Source organism: Kitasatospora sp. NPDC096147, from assembly GCF_044763225.1.
Taxonomy (GTDB): Bacteria; Actinomycetota; Actinomycetes; order Streptomycetales; family Streptomycetaceae; genus Kitasatospora.
The window spans coordinates 296,538-313,659 of sequence record NZ_JBIWFX010000005.1; the positions used below are offsets into that span (position 1 = coordinate 296,538).

12 protein-coding genes are annotated in these 17,122 nt (G+C 73.7%); 7 read left to right on the plus strand and 5 right to left on the minus strand.

Annotation, left to right across the window (positions count from 1 at the left end):
• Positions 1–91 precede the first annotated feature (91 nt).
• From ACIRBX_RS19000 to ACIRBX_RS19015, 4 genes are all read right to left on the minus strand, one after another.
• On the minus strand, positions 92–1,444 hold the full coding sequence (locus tag ACIRBX_RS19000) for an acyltransferase (RefSeq protein WP_402298059.1): 1,353 nt from the start codon (positions 1,442–1,444) through the stop codon (positions 92–94).
• A gap of 175 nt (positions 1,445–1,619) precedes the next feature.
• Complete coding sequence (locus ACIRBX_RS19005) at positions 1,620–2,405, minus strand: sporulation protein (RefSeq protein WP_402298061.1); 786 nt, start codon at positions 2,403–2,405, stop codon at positions 1,620–1,622.
• Positions 2,406–2,734: 329 nt separating this feature from the next.
• Positions 2,735–3,421: a formylglycine-generating enzyme family protein gene (locus ACIRBX_RS19010; protein ID WP_402298063.1), complete on the minus strand. Its 687-nt coding sequence runs from the start codon at positions 3,419–3,421 to the stop codon at positions 2,735–2,737.
• 153 nt (positions 3,422–3,574) lie between these two features.
• Positions 3,575–4,591, minus strand: a complete 1,017-nt coding sequence (locus ACIRBX_RS19015; RefSeq protein ID WP_402298065.1) for a LacI family DNA-binding transcriptional regulator — start codon at positions 4,589–4,591, stop codon at positions 3,575–3,577.
• A 126-nt stretch (positions 4,592–4,717) separates the two neighbouring features.
• On the opposite strand from ACIRBX_RS19015, the gene ACIRBX_RS19020 reads away from it, so the two are divergent.
• The 5 genes from ACIRBX_RS19020 (at position 4,718) to ACIRBX_RS19040 (ending at position 13,883) form a co-directional block, all read left to right on the plus strand.
• Complete coding sequence (locus ACIRBX_RS19020; protein WP_402298066.1) at positions 4,718–5,839, plus strand: alpha/beta hydrolase; 1,122 nt, start codon at positions 4,718–4,720, stop codon at positions 5,837–5,839.
• A 100-nt stretch (positions 5,840–5,939) separates the two neighbouring features.
• The gene (locus ACIRBX_RS19025) at positions 5,940–8,270 is read left to right on the plus strand and encodes an ArnT family glycosyltransferase (protein ID WP_402298068.1); all 2,331 of its coding nucleotides are present in this window, start codon (positions 5,940–5,942) and stop codon (positions 8,268–8,270) included.
• Positions 8,271–8,429: 159 nt separating this feature from the next.
• A complete protein-coding gene (locus ACIRBX_RS19030; protein WP_402298070.1) occupies positions 8,430–9,185 on the plus strand; it encodes an HNH endonuclease family protein in 756 nt (251 codons plus the stop codon).
• Between the two features lie 158 nt (positions 9,186–9,343).
• A complete protein-coding gene (locus ACIRBX_RS19035) occupies positions 9,344–12,190 on the plus strand; it encodes an AfsR/SARP family transcriptional regulator (protein WP_402298072.1) in 2,847 nt (948 codons plus the stop codon).
• 82 nt (positions 12,191–12,272) lie between these two features.
• Entirely contained in the window at positions 12,273–13,883 is a 1,611-nt protein-coding gene (locus tag ACIRBX_RS19040) for an alpha/beta hydrolase (protein WP_402298074.1), read from the plus strand.
• Positions 13,884–14,075: 192 nt separating this feature from the next.
• Here ACIRBX_RS19040 and moaA read toward each other — a convergent pair whose 3' ends face one another.
• Complete coding sequence (gene moaA, locus ACIRBX_RS19045) at positions 14,076–15,071, minus strand: GTP 3',8-cyclase MoaA (RefSeq protein WP_402298075.1); 996 nt, start codon at positions 15,069–15,071, stop codon at positions 14,076–14,078.
• 295 nt (positions 15,072–15,366) lie between these two features.
• On the opposite strand from moaA, the gene ACIRBX_RS19050 reads away from it, so the two are divergent.
• Complete coding sequence (locus tag ACIRBX_RS19050) at positions 15,367–15,957, plus strand: NTP transferase domain-containing protein (RefSeq protein WP_402298077.1); 591 nt, start codon at positions 15,367–15,369, stop codon at positions 15,955–15,957.
• 189 nt (positions 15,958–16,146) lie between these two features.
• Complete coding sequence (locus ACIRBX_RS19055) at positions 16,147–17,040, plus strand: hypothetical protein (protein ID WP_402298078.1); 894 nt, start codon at positions 16,147–16,149, stop codon at positions 17,038–17,040.
• Positions 17,041–17,122 lie beyond the last annotated feature (82 nt).

The following is a 17,122-nucleotide window of genomic DNA, read 5'->3' on the forward strand; positions in this document are numbered from 1 at the left end:
CGCCGCACTGAGCCCGGCGCGGCACTGAGCCCGGCGCGGCACTGAGCCCGGTCGGCCCCACCTCGGCGGAGGTGGGGCCGACCGGCCGCGCTCAGGCCAGCTTCTTCATCTGCCGCGCGATCTCCGGGAGTTGCTCGTCCACCGCACGGTGCGGGTGCAGCAGCGCCTGGCCGGCCTCACCGCGCAGCCGGCCGGCCAGCCGGACCGGGAGCGAGATCGTGAGCAGGTGCCCACGCCCCTCGAAGCCCTCCACCAACCAGGACACCCACGGCAGTTGGACGCTGGCGGCCGGACTGAACGCGATCGGCCGGTGCCCGTCGAAGGCCAGCTCGTAGACCCCGGCCCGGGACCAGGTGGAGAGGGTGAAGGTCTTGGCCGCCGGGTCGAAGCCCAGCGGGACGCACTCGCGCAGCCGGTCCCGGCCCAGGCCGGCCAGGAAGTCGCGGTTGGTGCGCAGGCTGAGGTGTTCGGTCAGGAAGCCCTCCACTCCGGCCCGGATCAGCGCGGCCAGCGCGGCCGGCTCGGCGTCGGCCGGGCAGCTCAGCACGATCTCGCCCAGCACGTTCCCCAGGCCGCCGTCCGGCAGGCCGAGATGGCGGCGCACGTTCACCGGCAGCACCAGGGTCCGGCCCTCGTGGTCCTCGTCCAGCCGGCGCACGGCACTCACCACATGGGCGCAGAGCACGTCGTTGACCGACAGCCGGCGGCCCGCCGCCTCCTCGAACTCGGCCCGCAGCCCGGCGACTTCGGCATCGGTGAAGTAGACCTGCACGGTCCGGTTGGCCCGGGAGGCGACGGCGAACTCCTTCGCCAGCAGCTCCGCCTCGGCCGGCTCCGGGATCCGGAAGCCCAGCCTCCCGGAGTCCCGCGCGGGCAGCACCGACTCCAGGTACGCCTCCCGGTCCACGATCTCCAGCACCTCCGGCAGCTCCTCCCCCGCCACCGCCGCCGACCAGGCCCACATCAGGGTCATGAAGGTCTGCACGTCCCCGAGCACGTGGTGCCAGGAGCAGCCGAGCGCCGTCCCACCGTCCGCCAGGCGGCTCAACCGCACGGTGAACAGCGGAAGTTCGCCCTCGTGCACGGCCTGGGCGGCGACGTGGTCGACGTACCCCGAGGCCGCCAGGGTCATCCGGCCGAGCGCCTCGCCGAGGGTCTCCGGGGCATCGGCCGAGACCAGCGGCACGCCCGCGTCCGAGCAGACGATCTCCAGCCCGTCAGCGCCACCGCGCAGCCGTCCGCCGAACATCGGGATCCGGTCGAGCGCCACCGCCAGACCGGCCGCCAGCCGCTCCTCGTCCAGCGGGTGGTCGTAGAAGAAGACGACCGAGACGGCCAGTTCGGCCAGCATCGCGTCGGAGACCCCGCAGCGGATCACCGCGCCGGTGGCCGTCCCGGCCCGTACGGTGCGGACGCGTTCGGTGGTGGTCGTGGTACTGGTCATGGCTGGCCCTCCCGGTGGTTGACCGGCACCCTAGCGGGTGAGCCAGGTGGTCTACACCATTCGAGAGGCGTACGAACCTCCGACCGGCCGCCGCCGGCTCCGGACCGGGTGGTCGCGGAGCCGGCGGCGGCCCCGTCACCGTGGGCGCAGGACGCGCGGCGCGGGGCGGGCCGGCTCAGAGCCAGCCGCGCTGACCGCCCACCGAGTGGAGCCACTGGTGCAGGTAGGCCGCCCAGTCGGTGGCGTTCACGTCCCCGTGCGCCACGGTGAAGGAGCGGAAGGTGTCGGAGCCCTCGGTGAAGAGGCCGCCCTTCTTGTCCATCTCCAGCACCACGTCCACCGCGTGCTCGTCCGCCACGAAGCTGAGCTCGACCTGGTTCAGGCCCGGGTACTGCTGCTGCGGCGCGAAGAACTCGATCTCCTGGTAGAACGGCAGCCGCTGCCGGGTGTTGCGGATGTGGCCGCGCTCCAGATCGGCGCTCCGGAAGCCGAAGCCGAGCCGGCCGAAGGCGTCCAGGATCGCCTGCTGCACCGGCAGCGGGTGGACCACGATCGGGTCCAGATCACCCGCGTCCACCGCCCGGTCGATCGCCAGCTCGGTGTGCACGCCGAGCACCATGCCGCGCAGCTGCTGCCCGCCGACCGCCGTCACCGGCGTCTCCCACGGCACCGGGACGGCGAACGGCACCGCGTGCAGCGCGCCCTCCTTCAGCTCGAACTCCCCGCCCAGCCGGGTCGGTTGGAAGCGGATGTCCTGGTGGTGCTCGCCCTCCCCGCTCTCCACCTCGACCCGGGCCTGCAGGCTGAGGGTCAGCCCCTCGATCCGCTGGTCCACCTTGCCGCCTTGGATCCGCACCTCACCGTGCAGCGTGCCGCCGGGCAGCACGTTCGGGTCGGTGAGCACCGTCTCCACCGAAGCTCCCCCGGCGCCGAGACCGGCCAGCAGTCGCTTGAATCCCATCGTGATTCCTCTCGTCGGGGCGGCGACGCCCGTGCGGATATGCCCAGAGTCTCGCATCTCGTCCGGAATGCCGGAAGTCGCGCTCCGGACCGCGCCATTCCGCGCGGTAATTCCCGGCTACCCCAGGGGAATTCTCCTATGCTTCCGCCGGCCCGCCGTGGTGGCCGTCAACGGGGAGGAAGGCATTGATGCTCACACCCGTCCGAACGGGAATCGCACGGGAATCCGCACGGCGCCGGCCACGGGCGGCGTACTCAGGAGAGCGGCCGGCCCGGCCCGGACCTCTACGTCGGGCCCCGGGACGGCCGCGAGCCCGGCGCCTCCCCGTACTACTTCTGCGTCACCTGCCCCTGCGGGCCCGACCGGGCGATCCGGAAGCCCACGTCGTCGATCCGGTAGGTCGGGTGGCTGCGGCGGCGCACCGAGGCCCGGCAGCTCCACTGCTCGTCCGACCAGCCGCCGCCGCGCAGCACCCGGTAACTCCCGTACACCTCGGCGTCGTAGAGGTCCCAGCACCAGTCCCAGACGTTGCCGAGCATGTCGTACAGGCCCCAGGCGTTCGGCCGCCGGCCACCGACCGGCCGGACCCGGCCCTCGGAGTTCCCCGCGTACCAGGCGATCTCGTCCAGCTCGCCGTAGCGCGGCCCGGTGCCACCGGCCCGGCAGGCGTGCTCCCACTCCGCCTCGGTCGGCAGCCGGTAGCCGTCGGCCCCGGCCTCCCAGGCCACCGCCTCGCCGTCGATCCGGTACACCGGCTCCAGCCCGGCCCGCTCGGACAGCGCGTTGCAGAAGCCGACCGCGTCGAACCAGGAGACCCCCTCGACCGGCAGCCGCTCCCCCACTCCCGCGGCCGGTCGCAGCCCGGTCACCCGGGCGTAGGACTCCTGGGTGACCGGCACCGCCGACAGCGCGAACGACGCCACCCCGACGTCCCAACTCCGCTGCGTCCTACGGTCCGACAGCGTCACCGTGCCTGCCGGCACCTCGACCAGCCCGTACTCGTCCCCCAGGTCCATGCCACCACCCTACGGCCCGGTCATCGGAGACGATCAGCGGCGCGGGGAGCCGCAGGCGGCCGGGCCGGAGACCGGGCGCTCACCTGCCCGCACTGCCCCGCACCGCTTCACACCCCGTCAGCTCCGTCCGTGCCGTCGGCCCGCCGACGGCGCTCAAGCGGACTCGCGGACCACCAGCTCCGGTTCGAAGACCACCGAGGCCGGCCCCAGCAGCGGATCGTCGATCCGCTCCAGCAGGATCCGGGCCATCTCGGCGGCCATCCGCTCCACCGGCTGACGCACCGTCGTGAGCAGCGGGAGCCCCCCGGTGGCCGCGCTGCTGTCGTCGAAGCCGACCACCGCCACGTCCTCCGGCACCCGGCGGCCGTGCTCGGCCAGCACCGCGACCGCCCCACGGGCCATCAGGTCGTTGGCGGCCACCACCCCGTCCAGGTCCGGGTGGGCGGCCAGCAGCTCCGCCATCGCGACCGCACCACTGGCCTGGCCGAAGTCGCCCTCGGCCGTCGGCAGGTCACCGAGCACCTCGCGCACCCCCGCCTGCCGGTCCCGCCCGGCGGAGAGCGCGGCCGGCCCGGCGATGCTGACCACCCGTCGGCTCCCGCGCCCGCGCAGGTGCCCGGCGGCCAGCCGGCCGCCTTCCACGTTGGCCAGGTCCACCCAGCTCAGCCGGTCGGCGAGGCCCTCCGGCGGGCCGCCGAACAGCACCACGGGCAGCCCGGCCTCCACCAGCCGTCCGGGCAGCGGGTCCCCGGCCCGGGTGGAGACCAGCATCGCGCCGTCGGCGTTCCCCTGCCGGAGGTAGGAGAGCACCTCCTCGCGGGCCGCCGCGTCGTCCGCCAGCATCAGCACGGGGTGCACGCCGAGCGGGCGCAGCGCGCCGATCACGCCGCTGACCACCCGTCCGAAGAACGGGTCGGTGAAGATCCCGCCCTGACCGGGCGTGCCCGAGACCACCAGCGCGACCGACCCGGCCCGCCTGGTCACCAGGGCCCGGGCCGCCGCGTTCGGCACGTAGCCGGTGGCGGCGACCGCGTCGCGCACCACCTGCTGGATCTCCGGGTCCACGTTCCGGATGTTGTTGATGACCCGTGAGACGGTCGACCGGGACACCCCCGCCGCCCGGGCCACGTCCTCCAGCGTCGCGGGCCGCCGCGCCAGGGCTTCGCTCATGCGGCCGTTTATAGCACGACTGCGAGGGCAGCTCCGGCGGGTTCGGGAGGGCAGATCCGGTCCGGAGCGGGGCGGAGCCGCACCCCGGAGCACCGCGTCCAGGAATCTCTCATCTACGATCAGCAAGTGCCCAGCTTGACCGGAACTCCGATCCAGATCGTCGCCGTCGTCCTCGCGGCGACGGCCTTCGCGCTCACCATGTGGCTCTGGCCGAGACTGGCCGGGAAGAACTGGAAGGCGTGGACCGGACGGATCGGTGCCTTCCTGGTGGCCCAGGTGGCGATGCTGGCCGCGATGGGCCTGGTCGCCAACTCCTACTTCGGCTTCTACACCAGCTGGACCGACCTGCTCGGGACCAACGACTCGCCGGGCAAGGTGGTCGACCAGCAGCCGGGCAAGGGCTCGCTCTCGCTCCGCTGGGAGGAGAAGGTGTTCTCCTCCCAGGGCTCGGCCCGGGAGCGGTCCGGGGTGCTCCAGCAGGTCAGCCTGACCGGCGCCAAGTCGGGCATCTTCAGCGACGCCACCGTCTACCTGCCGCCGCAGTACTTCCAGCCCGCCTACCAGCACCAGAAGTTCCCGATGCTGCTGGTGCTCTCCGGCTACCCCGGCTCGATCGAGAAGCTCGTCACCCTGCTCAACTACCCCTCCTCCACCCTGGAGGCGATCGACGAGGGCAAGCTCCCGCCCACCGTCCTGGTGATGATGCGTCCGGCCGTGACCGGCAACCGCGACACCGAGTGCGTGGACGTCCCCAGGGGCCCGCAGGTGGAGACCTTCTTCACCGAGGACGTGCCGGCCGCGGTGTCCGCCGCCTACCGGGTCTCCGACCAGCCCGAGCAGCGGGCCGCGATCGGCAACTCGACCGGCGGCTACTGCGCCCTCAAGTTCGCGCTGCGCAAGCCGGATTCGTACCGCACGGCGATCTCGCTCTCCGGCTACTACACCACCGCGATCGACGTCACCACGGGCGACCTGTTCGAGGGCGACGAGCAGCTGAAGAAGGAGAACGACCTGCTCTGGCTGCTGAAGAACCGGCCCGCCCAGCCGGTCTCGCTGCTCCTGGCCACCAGCTACAACGAGTACAACTACCAGGCCACCCAGGAGATGGTGGGGGCATTCAGGTCACCGACCAAGCTGTCCACCATCACCCTGGACAGCGGCGGCCACAACTTCCACACCTGGACCCGGGAGATCCCGCCGGCCCTGGAGTGGCTCGGCAAGCAGCTCCAGCAGGTCCGGCCCGCCTGATCTGGGCCCGGAGGGGGAGCGGGAGCCGGTCGGGGAGAGATTGAACCGGCTCACAGCCGGGCTTCACGAGTTTCTCAGCGGGGCGCCCGAGCGTAGCCCCATGACCACGACCAGTTCCCCTCCTCCGACCAGCGAACCGTGGCCCGAGGCTGCGAACTACCCGCCGCCGGAGCCGCCCGCACCGACGTCGCCGGCCCGGGCCGAGGTCCCCCCGCTGTTCCCCTCCGCCCCGCTGCCGGCCGCCGGCCCCAAGGGCCCGGCCACCTGGGCCGCCCGGCTCTCCACCCTGCCGGCCCGCAGCTGGCGGGGACGCCCGGAGGACCCGGCCTGGGCCCGTCCGGCGCTGCTCGGTCTGCTGGTCCTGACGGCGGTCCTCTACTTCTGGAACCTCACCGCCTCCGGCTGGGCCAACTCCTTCTACTCGGCCGCCGTGCAGGCGGGTTCGCAGAGCTGGAAGGCGTTCTTCTACGGCTCCTCGGACGCGGCGAACTTCATCACCGTCGACAAGGCGCCGATGTCGCTCTGGCCGATGGCGCTCGCCGCCCGGGTGTTCGGCCTCGGCTCCTTCAGCCTGCTGATGCCCCAGGTGCTGATGGGCGTGGCCACCGTGGCGACCGTGTACGCGACGGTGCGCCGCCGGTCCTCGCCGCTCGGCGGCCTGGTGGCCGGGGCGGTGCTGGCGCTCACCCCGGTGGCCGCGCTGATGTTCCGCTTCAACAACCCGGACGCGCTACTGGTGCTGCTGCTCGCCCTGGCCGCCTACGGCACCGTCCGGGCCACCGAGACCGCGAGCACCCGCTGGCTGCTGTTCGTCGGCGTGATGCTCGGCTTCGGCTTCCTCACCAAGACCCTGCAGGCCTTCCTGGTGCTGCCGGCCTTCGCCCTGGTGTACCTGCTGGCCGCCCCCACCGGCCTCGGCCGCCGACTGCTCCAACTCCTGTACGGCGCCCTGGCGATGCTGGTCTCGGCCGGCTGGTGGGTGGCGATCGTGGAGCTCGTCCCGGCCTCTGCCCGCCCGTACATCGGCGGCTCGCAGGACAACGACTTCCTCTCCGTCACCTTCGGCTACAACGGCTTCGGCCGGCTCACCGGCGACGAGACCGGCAGCGTCGGCGGCGGCGCCCCGCGCGGCGGCAACGGCGGCGGCATGTGGGGCAGCACCGGCCTCACCCGGCTGTTCGACGGCGACATCGGCGGCCAGATCGCCTGGCTGCTGCCCGCCGCCCTGATCCTGCTGCTGCTCGGCCTCTGGGCCACCCGCCGGGCCCCGCGCACCGACGGCGCCCGGGTCGGCTTCCTGGTCTGGGGCGGCTGGCTGCTCTGCACCGGCCTGACGTTCAGTTACATGTCGGGGATCTTCCACCAGTACTACACCGTGGCCCTCGCCCCGGCGGTCGCCGCCCTGGTCGGCATGGGCGTGGACGGCCTGTGGCGGGCCCGGGCCAGGGTGCCGTACGCCACCCTGCTGGCCGTGGTGACCGGCGTCACGGCGGTGTGGGCGTACGTGCTGCTCGGCCGCAGCGCCACCTTCCTGCCCTGGCTGCGCTGGACGGTGCTGGTCGGCGGCCTGCTGGCGGCGCTCGTGCTGGCCGTGCTGCCCGTGGTGAAGCTGCCCGGCCGCACCGCCGCCCGGATCGGCGCGCTGACCGGCTTCGCCGCCCTGGCGGCTGCGCTCGGCGGACCGGCCGCGTACGCGGTCGACACCGTGGCCACCCCGCACACCGGCTCCATCGTGACGGCCGGCCCGCAGGTGACCGGGGCCGGCTTCGGCCCCGGGGGCGGTGGCGGGCGCGGCATGCGGATGGGCGACGGTGGCGGCATGCCGCCCGGCGGCGGGCGCACCTTCGGCCAGAACGGCGGCCAGGCCCCGGGGGGCAACGCCCGGTTCCCGGGTGGCGGGCAGTTCCCGCAGGGCGGTGGCCAGGCCCCCCAAGGCAGTGGTGGCCAGGCTCCGAACGGCGGTCAGTTCCCGGGTGGGACCGGCCAGTTCCCGCAGGGTGGCCAGCTCCCTGGCGGCACCGACGGCGGCGAGGGCCGTGGCGGCTTCGGCGGCATGGGCGGGCTGATCAACGGCGCCCGGGTCGGCGACGAGGTGGCCGCGCTGCTGAAGCAGGACGCCGACCGGTACACCTGGACGGCCGCCGCGGTCGGCTCGCAGAACCAGGCCAGCTACCAACTCGCCTCCGGTGCACCGGTGATGGCCCTCGGCGGCTTCAACGGCTCGGACCCCTCGCTCTCGCTGGAGCAGTTCAAGCAGTACGTGGCCGACGGGAAGGTGCACTGGTTCATCGGTGGCGGCGGGATGGGCGGCGGTGGCATGGGCGGCTCCAACTGGTCCTCCGAGATCGCCTCCTGGGTGGCCGAGACCTACACCGCCAAGACCGTCGGCGGTACCACCCTGTACGACCTGACGGCCCAGCCCAAGGGCTGACGCCCCACCAGACCGCGTGCCCCCGGCGGCTCCTCCGCCGGGGGCACGTGTGCGCTTCCCCACTCCCCGGCCGCGCGCCGTCGCGCCGCCTTGACCGTCCGCCGGGCGGCTGCTCTGCTGGTGCACCGTCACCGACCGCACCACCGACCGGGGGAAACCGTGCGCGCCCGCAGGACCACTCTGACCGCCACCGCCCTGCTCCTGCTGCTCACCCCGGCCCTCGGCGCCTGCGGCACCACCGGCACCTCGCAGGACCGGGCGGGCTCCTCCGACGCCGCCGACCTCGGCACCAGCCCGCTGCAGAACCCGGACGGCACCAAGCCCGGCCTGGCCCCGATCACCTCCGACGCGGACCGGAAGGCCGCCCGCGAGCTGATCGCCAAGGTCACCACCGCCGAGCCCGGCTCCCAGGCCGGCTACGACCGCGACCAGTTCGGCCCGCCGTGGACGGACAACGTGGACGGCGTCGCGTTCGGCCACAACGACTGCGGCACCCGGGACGACCTGCTGGCCCGGGACGGCCGGGCGGTGGTCCGCAAGGACGGCTCCGCCTGCGTGGTCTCCGGCATGACCATCTACGACCCGTACACCGGGCAGACCGTGCAGTGGACCAAGCAGCAGGCCACGAAGATCCAGATCGACCACGTGATGCCGCTCTCCTACGACTGGAAGCAGGGCGCCGCCGCCTGGCCCAAGGCCAAGCGTGTGCAGATCGCCAACGACCCGCTCAACCTGATCCCCGCCGACGGCTCGCAGAACGCCTCCAAGGGCGACTCCGGCCCCTCCGCCTGGCTGCCGGCCAACGAGGCCGTCCGCTGCTCCTACGCGGTGCGCTTCGCCCAGGTCTCCCTCAAGTACCAACTCCCGGTCGTCCCGGCCGACAAGAAGACCATGCTGGGCCTCTGCGGCGGCTGACGGCGACTCAGGACCCGGCGTCCGGCCGTCGCCTGTCCACGATCCGTTACTCGCGCGACAACCGCCCGGCGGCGGAGCGATAATCGGGCCGGACCGGTCGCCGGCGCGTCCACGGGCGCGCTGGTGAGCACCGGTCGAGGCGGACGAGAGGGCGTTGCGTGCGGTTCGGTCTGTTGGGTGACCTGCTGGTCGAGGACGACGCCGGCGCGGTGCTCCCGCTCCACTCCCCGCACGGCCGGGCCCTGCTGGCCACCCTGCTGCTCACCCCGAACCGCCCGGTCTCCCGCGAACGGCTGACCGATGCCCTCTGGGGTGCCCATCCGCCGCCCAGCGCCGCCGCCTCGCTCATCAACCACGTCACCCGGCTGCGCCGACTGCTCGGCCCGGACGGCACCGACCGGCTCCGCACCGTCCCGGCCGGCTACCAGCTGCGGATCGGCCCGGCCGAGCTGGACACCGACGAGCTGGCCCGGGCGATGGCCGACGCCACCGAGGCCCGCCGCGCGGAGGACTGGCGGAACGTCAGCAGCGCCGCCCGGACCGCACTCGACCTGTGGCGGGGCACACCGCTCGCCGACCTCCCCCAGCTGGCCGACCAGGAACTCCCGGCCGTCCGGTCCTTCGAGGAGGCCCGACTCCAGGCCGCCGAGTGGTACTTCGAGGCCGAGCTGCAGCTCGGCCGCCACGAGCCCGCACTCGTCGAACTCACCCGCTGGGCCGCCCAGCACCCGCTGCACGAGGCGCTCCACGTCCACCTGATCACCGCGCTCTACCGCAGCGGCCGGCAGGCGGAGGCACTCACCACCTTCGACACCGTCCGGACCCACCTCGCCGAAGAACTCGGCATCGACCCCGGCCCGGCCCTGCGCACCGTCCACCAACAGGTACTGCGGGCGGACCCGGACCTCCGCACACCACCGCCCCCGACTCCGGCCTCCGCGCCCACCGCCCCCGCGGCCGCACCTGCACCGCCGCCGCCGCCTGCTCAACTTCCGGCGGACGCAGTCGACTTCACCGGCCGCTCCGAAGCTCTGACCACGCTGACCACCCGACTGGAGGCAGCCTCATCCGGCAACGGCACCCGCGTGCTCGCCCTCTCCGGAATGGGCGGCGTGGGCAAGACCGCACTCGCCGTTCACTCCGCGCACCGGGTACGGAACCTCTTTCCGGACGGTCAGCTCTACGTCGACCTGCACGGCTTCGGCCACGCCGAACCCCGCGCCCCGCGCGAGGTGGTGGCACGACTGGTGGGCGGCCTCGACCCCGAACAGTCGGGCACACCACTGCCCGACCACACCGCCGACCGCTCCGCACATCTGCGCAGCGCCCTCACCGGCCGCCGCGTCCTCCTGCTCCTGGACAACGCCCGCGATGCCGCACAGGTGCTCCCCCTGCTCCCCGGTGACGGCCGCTGCGCCGTGCTCGTCACCAGCCGCATCCCACTGGCCGACCTCCCGGGCGCCGTCCAGATCCACCTGGAGCCACTGGACGTCGACGAGCAACGCGACCTGCTGGCCCGGGTCTGCGGCCCCGCACGAGTCGCCGCCGAACCCGACGACGCCCTCCGCCTGCTCGCCGCCTGTGGCGGACTCCCCCTGGCCCTGCGAGTCACCTCCGCCCGCCTCGCCGCGCGGCCCACCTGGCCACTCGGCGTCCTGGCCGACCTGCTCACCCACGACGGCACCCGGCTGCGCTCCCTGACCGCCGGTCACCTCTCCGTCCGCACCACCCTGGCCTCCAGCTACCTCGCCCTGCGCGACGGCGACGACCCGGTGGAGCGCGACGCGGCCCGGCTCTTCCGCTTGCTCGGTCTCTGGCCCGGTCTGGATTTCGGGATCAAGCACGCTGCGGCACTCGCCGCATGCCCCGAGCGCGTCGCCGCCGAACTCCTGGAGACCCTGGTCGACTTCCAGCTGCTGCAGAGCCCCGAGCCGCTCCGGTACCGCTTCCACGACCTGCTCGGCGAGTACGCAGCCGAGATCGCCGGCGCGGAGGAGAGCCTGGCGGACCGCGAGGCCGCCCGGGTGCGGCTGATGGTTTGGTACTGCGCCGCACTGGAGCAGGCCCGCAACACCGTCTTCCACAGCATGCGGAACCTCCCGACGCTGGTGGACCAACCTGCTTCGACACCGCCCGATTTCACCGACGGACCACAGGTCAGGACGTGGTGCACCCAGGAGTTGGGCAACATCACCACCGTGGTCCGCGAGGCCACCACCTCCTCCCGTCCGGACCTCGCGTGGCGGATCGCCTGCAACCTGAGCGGTTACATGACCGTCGGATGGTGGACCGACGCCGCCGACGAGTGCCGCCAGCTGGCGCTGCGCACCGCCGAGCGCCACGACGACCTGTACGGCCAAGCACTGATGCTCCAACGGATCGGCCTCCTCCACGGGATGGCCGACCGCTACCCGGAGGCGTCCGAGGCACTGACGGACGCCCTCGCCCGGGCCGAGCGCTCCGGGCAGAACGACATCACGGTGACCGTCCTGCGCAACCTGGCCACCCTCCACATGGGCATGAACGACTGCGCCACCGGGCTGGCCTACGCCCAGCGTGTCGTCGAGCACGGCGTGCCGGAGGACGACGACCACCTGCGGACCTTGCGGGCCTCAGCCCACCTACAGCTCGGCGACTACGCATCCGCCGAAGTCGAACTCCGTCGGTCGGTCGAGACCTGGCGCCGGCGCGGTTCCCTGTACAACACGGCCGTGGCCCTGACCAACCTCGCCGACTCCCTCCGGGGACTGAACCGCCGGGACGAGGCGCTGACCACCATCGACGAGGCCCGGCGGACCTACGAGCAGATCGGTGACCCGATCGGCACCACAGACTGCCTGCTGGTCAGGGGCCAGATCCACCTCCACTTCGGCGACTGGAACGATTCCGCCGACATCCTCCAGGCCGTCGTCGACGTCGCCCACGAACTGCGCCTTCCCAGCTACGTCCAGCAGGGCCTGGAGAGTCTCGACCAGCTCCACCGGCTCCGGCCCGCCCTGGGCTGACGCGTGGCAGCAGGGTCGGCCACCACCGTGGGACACCGATAACGAGATGATCAATGTGACCGTCGGGTGATAGCCATATGCGGTGATCGCGAACACCGTCCGGCTCACCGGTCGACTCCTGCCCGCCGTCCTGGCGGCCACCCTGCTCGCAGGGTGCACCTCCGGCACCTCCACCGAGGCCGCCGCCCCCTCCCCCAGCGCCACCCCGAGCGCGAGCCCCACACCGGAGCCGAGCCCCAGCCCCACCCCGACCCCGAAGCCGACCGGCGAGGCCGATCCGGAGCTCAGGCAGTTCTACGGCCAGCAGATCGCCTGGGCCGCCTGCGCGGACGACCCGAAGACCGAGAAGCTCGACGAGTCCACCGCGCAGTGCGCCAGGCTCCGCGTCCCGCTCGACTACGCGGCCCCCGCCGGCGAGACCATCGAACTCGCCCTGGCGCGGCGTCAGACCGCCCAGCAGGGCAAGCGGATCGGCTCCCTGCTGCTCAACCCGGGCGGCCCGGGCGGCTCCGGCGTCGGCATGGTCACGCACGGGACGGAGTTCGGCAAGGACGGCCTGCGGGAGAGCTACGACCTGGTCGGCTTCGACCCCCGCGGCGTCGGTGCCAGCACCGCCGTGCACTGCATGGACGACCGGGCCCGGGACGAGTTCGACAACTCCGACGTCCGCGACGGCACCCGGGGCAAGCGGCTCGCCGACGCGTGCGCCGCCAACTCCGGCAAGCTCCTCCCGCACGTCGGCACCCGGGACGCCGCCCGCGACCTGGACGTGCTGCGCGGTGCGCTCGGCGAGCCCAAGCTGAACTACCTCGGCTTCTCCTACGGCACCTACCTCGGCTCCCGCTACCTGGAGCAGTTCCCCGACAAGGCCGGCCGGGTGGTCCTGGACGGCGCGGTGGACTCGACGCTCAGTCAGCTCGACCACGCCGTCCAGCAGAACGTCAGCTTCGAGAAGGCCCTGCGCGCCTTCGCCGCCGACTGCGTGAAGCAGAAGGGGTGCAGCCTCGGCAAGGACCCGGAGCAGGCCGCCGGGAAGCTGGCCGCCTTCCTGGACGGTCTGAAGAAGAATCCGCTCACCACCTCCGACGGCCGCAAGCTCACCTCCGGCTACGCCTGGACCGGCACCCTGAGCATGCTCTACGGGAACGCCACCAGCTGGGAGTACCTGCGCAACTCGGTCGCCTGGGCGATGGTCCGCGGCAAGGGAGACTACCTGCTGGCGATGGCCGACGACTACTACTCCCGCGACGAGGACGGCAAGCACGACAACATGCTCGACGCCTACACCGCCATCCACTGCGCGGACCCGGGCGCCGACGTCCCCACCGAGGCCCAGTTCGCGGCGGCCAAGCAGAAGTTGCACGACGAGGCCCCGCTGATCTCGGCCCACTACGCCGACGAGGACCTGTTCGACCCGGACTGCCGCACCTGGCCGTACCGGACCACCGAGCAGCCCGGCCCCGCGAAGGCCGCCGGCGCTCCCCCGGTCCTGGTCGTCGGCACCACCGGCGACCCCGCCACCCCCTACGCCTGGGCCGAGCAGCTCACCGCCCAGCTCGGCAACGCCACCCTGCTCACCTTCGAGGGCGAGGGCCACACCGGCTACGGCCGGAGCAAGTGCACCGCCGCCGCCGTGAACACCTTCCTCACCACCGGCACCCTGCCGCCCCCGGGCACCCGCTGCAAGGAGTGACACCCACGCCGCCGGGTGCCGCCCACCCCACCAGGGCAGCGCGGCACCCGGCGGGGCAGACGGCCGGGTCGGGGGTGTGGGTGCGCGGAACCACGCGATGCGGGAGGCCGCCGGGGTCGGACCGGGGCAGGCGAGCCGATTCCCCCGCTGCCGCGCCCCGTCCCCCGGCGCCCTGCTCGCGCTGCCGGTCCGTCAGCCGCCGATCGCCGACATCGGCCGGGCCGGCTGCACGAAGTCCGCCGAGCTGATGTCGTGGCCCGGCCCCTTGCGAGCGATGGTGTTGCGCCAGGCCCGTTCGACCGCCGCGTCGTCCGCGCCGTCGCGCAGCAGCGCCCGCAGGTCCGACTCCTCGGTCGCGAACAGGCAGTTCCGCAGCTGCCCGTCGGCCGTCAGCCGGACCCGGTCGCAGCCGCCGCAGAACGGCCGGGTGACCGAGGCGATCACCCCGACCACCGTCTCCGTCCCGGCGATCCGCCACTCCTCCGCCGGGGCGTTGCCGTGCCGCCCCACCGGCACCAGCTCCCAACGCTCCGTCAGGACCGCGAGCAGTTCGTCGGCGGTGATCATCCGGTCCCGTTCCCAGGCGCCCTGGGCGTCCAGCGGCATCGACTCGATGAACCGCATCCGGTACCCGTGCTCCGCCGCGAACTCGACCAGCTCCACGATCTCGTCGTCGTTCACCCCCCGCACCGGCACCGCGTTCACCTTCACCGGCGCCAGCCCGGCCGCCTGGGCGGCGGCCAGCCCGGCGAACACGTCGGCGATCCGGTCCCGCCGGGTGATCTCCGCGTAGCGCTCGGGCCGCAGGGTGTCCAGGCTGACGTTCACCCGGTGCAGTCCGGCGGCCTTCAACTCGCCCGCGATCCGGGCCAGCCCGATCCCGTTGGTGGTCACCGAGACCTCGGCGCCGAGCGGACTGAGCCGTCCGACCAGGCCGGGCAGGCCGCGCCGCAGCAGCGGCTCACCACCCGTCAGGCGCAGGGCGGTGATGCCGAGCCGGGTGACGGCGATCCGGGCCAGCCGGACCACCTCGTCGTCGGTCAGCACCTCGGCCCGGGGCAGCCAGTTCAGGCCCTCGGCCGGCATGCAGTAGGTGCAGCGCAGGTTGCAGCGGTCGGTCAGCGAGACCCGCAGATCGGTGTGGACCCGGCCGAAGCGGTCCACCAGCGGGCTTGGTGCGGTGTCCATCCGCCCAGTACAGGGCCCGGCCCCGCGAAGCACCAGCGGTGGAAGCACCGGCCCACCCCGCTGACCTGCGACGGCACCCTGTGCGATCGCACAACTGCCTCTCCCCTCCCACCGGCCCCAGACTGACGGCACCGGCGAGGCCGGACGGCGGGCCGGGGTGGCACGGGCGGGCCCGAAGGCCCGGGAGGGATCGCAGCAGCGTCCTCGACGGAACCCCCCGACCGGGCGGCACGGCAGGCCGGGGACACCCGGCACCGGCGGTACGGTGGCCCGGCGGTACGACGAGCGGAGCGGTATGAGCAGCGTGAACGTCCCGGCCCTGGTCCTCGCGGCGGGCGGTGGCCGCCGCCTCGGCGGGCGCCCCAAGGCGCTGATCACCCGTCAGGGGCGCCCGCTGCTCGCCCATGCCCTGGAGGTGGTCCGGGCCGGTGGCTGCACCGGCGCCGTCGTGGTCCTCGGCGCGGCGGCCGACCAGGTCCGGGCCACCGTCGACACCGGCCCGAGCGTCCTGGTGGACAACCCGGACTGGGAGAGCGGCATGGGCTCCTCCCTGCGGGCCGGGCTGGCCGCCCTCCCCCCGGGGGCCGGTGCCGTGCTGGTGATGCTGGTCGACACCCCGGGCGTCACCCCGGCCGCCGTGGCCCGGCTGCTGGCGGCGCACGCGGCCGGGGCCGAGCTGGCCGCCGCCGGCTACCACGGCCGGCGCGGCCACCCGGTGCTGATCGGCGCCCGGCACTTCGCCGAGGCGGCGGCCGGGGCGGTCGGCGACGCCGGGGCCCGGGCCCTGCTGACGGCCCACCCCGTCGAGTTGGTCGAGTGCGGCGACGTGGCCGTCCCGGACGACCTCGACACCCCCGCCGACCTGACCCGCTGGCAGGCCGGCTGAGCCTCCGGCACCACGGACCGCCCGTCTCCGGACGCCTTCCTCCCCGAGTGCCTCCTCCCGTGGGACCGTGCGCCCCTGATGTGCCCCCTGGTCCGTCCCTGAGGATTGCCGATATCAGGACCGTCGGCCGGTCGGATCGGGGACGATGGGACCGACCTGGCCAGGCGATCAGAACGGACGGTGTGCACGATGCCCGGAGCACCGCTGCCCGACGACTTCGACGAGCCGGCGGCGGACCGGCCGCACGGCGCGAGCCCGATCCGCTGCCCTGCCTGCCGGCGCGAGCACCTGTACGAGCCGCCCAGCCTGCCGTGCCCGTGCGGGGCCCAGCTGCGGGTCCCGCTGCTGCGCGGCGGCATACCGGTGCAGATCCGGTTCCGCTCCTGGGAGGACTCCTGGCTCAGCATGCGCTGCCCGCACTGCGGCCGGAACGACCAGTGGCCGCAGCCCGAGTTCACCTGCAACTGCGGCGCCACCGTCCGCCTGCCGGTCGACCGTGCCCCGCGCCTGCAGAGCACCGGCCCGCAGCACGCCGGCCCCCGGCAGCAACGGCCCGCCGCGCCACGCGCGTTCGACCGCCACGGCCTCACCGAGGGCACCGGCCCGCACTCGGACCGCTCGCAGTCGGACGGCCTGCCCGCCGAGGGGCGTCCGACCGTCCCGGCGCAGGGCGGGGCGGCGGCCTGGGAGTACCGCGCGCCGTTCCGGCCGCACCCGGTGCGCTCCGAGGACGACGCGGTGCTCACGGCCGCCCGCTACCTGCGCTGGCTGGGCTTCGACGACCTGGAGCTGACGGAGGATCAGGACGCCTCCGTGGTGACCCTGTTGGGAGGCCGGATGGTGGCCCAGGTGGACGGCACCGGGGCGCCGGCCGACCTGCGCACGGTGGAGTGCCTCTGGCTGCGCACACTGCACGCGGAGGAGATCGCGGCGGCACTGTTCAGCCGCTCCGGCTTCTCCCAGCAGGCCCTGGTCCGGGGCGAGCAACTGCTGGTGGCCCTCTTCCGGCTGGACCAGTCCGGCATCCCGCAGCCGGCCAACGGGGCCGCCGAGGCCCTGCTGGAGACGGGCTGGACCTCCTGACCGGCCCTCTTCGCCCCGCCCCGCCGCCCTGCCGCACCGGTCTGGACCAGACGATCAGGAGCGGTGGATTCCGGATCATCTC

Bases quoted from the DNA above. Each gene is read 5' to 3' on its own strand.
- ACIRBX_RS19055 (WP_402298078.1), top strand. From the start codon at position 16,147: ATGCCCGGAGCACCGCTGCCCGACGACTTCGACGAGCCGGCGGCGGAC.
- ACIRBX_RS19010 (WP_402298063.1), bottom strand. From the start codon at position 3,421: ATGGACCTGGGGGACGAGTACGGGCTGGTCGAGGTGCCGGCAGGCACG.
- ACIRBX_RS19005 (WP_402298061.1), bottom strand. From the start codon at position 2,405: ATGGGATTCAAGCGACTGCTGGCCGGTCTCGGCGCCGGGGGAGCTTCG.
- ACIRBX_RS19050 (WP_402298077.1), top strand. From the start codon at position 15,367: ATGAGCAGCGTGAACGTCCCGGCCCTGGTCCTCGCGGCGGGCGGTGGC.
- ACIRBX_RS19025 (WP_402298068.1), top strand. From the start codon at position 5,940: ATGACCACGACCAGTTCCCCTCCTCCGACCAGCGAACCGTGGCCCGAG.
- moaA (WP_402298075.1), bottom strand. From the start codon at position 15,071: ATGGACACCGCACCAAGCCCGCTGGTGGACCGCTTCGGCCGGGTCCAC.
- ACIRBX_RS19015 (WP_402298065.1), bottom strand. From the start codon at position 4,591: ATGAGCGAAGCCCTGGCGCGGCGGCCCGCGACGCTGGAGGACGTGGCC.
- ACIRBX_RS19000 (WP_402298059.1), bottom strand. From the start codon at position 1,444: ATGACCAGTACCACGACCACCACCGAACGCGTCCGCACCGTACGGGCC.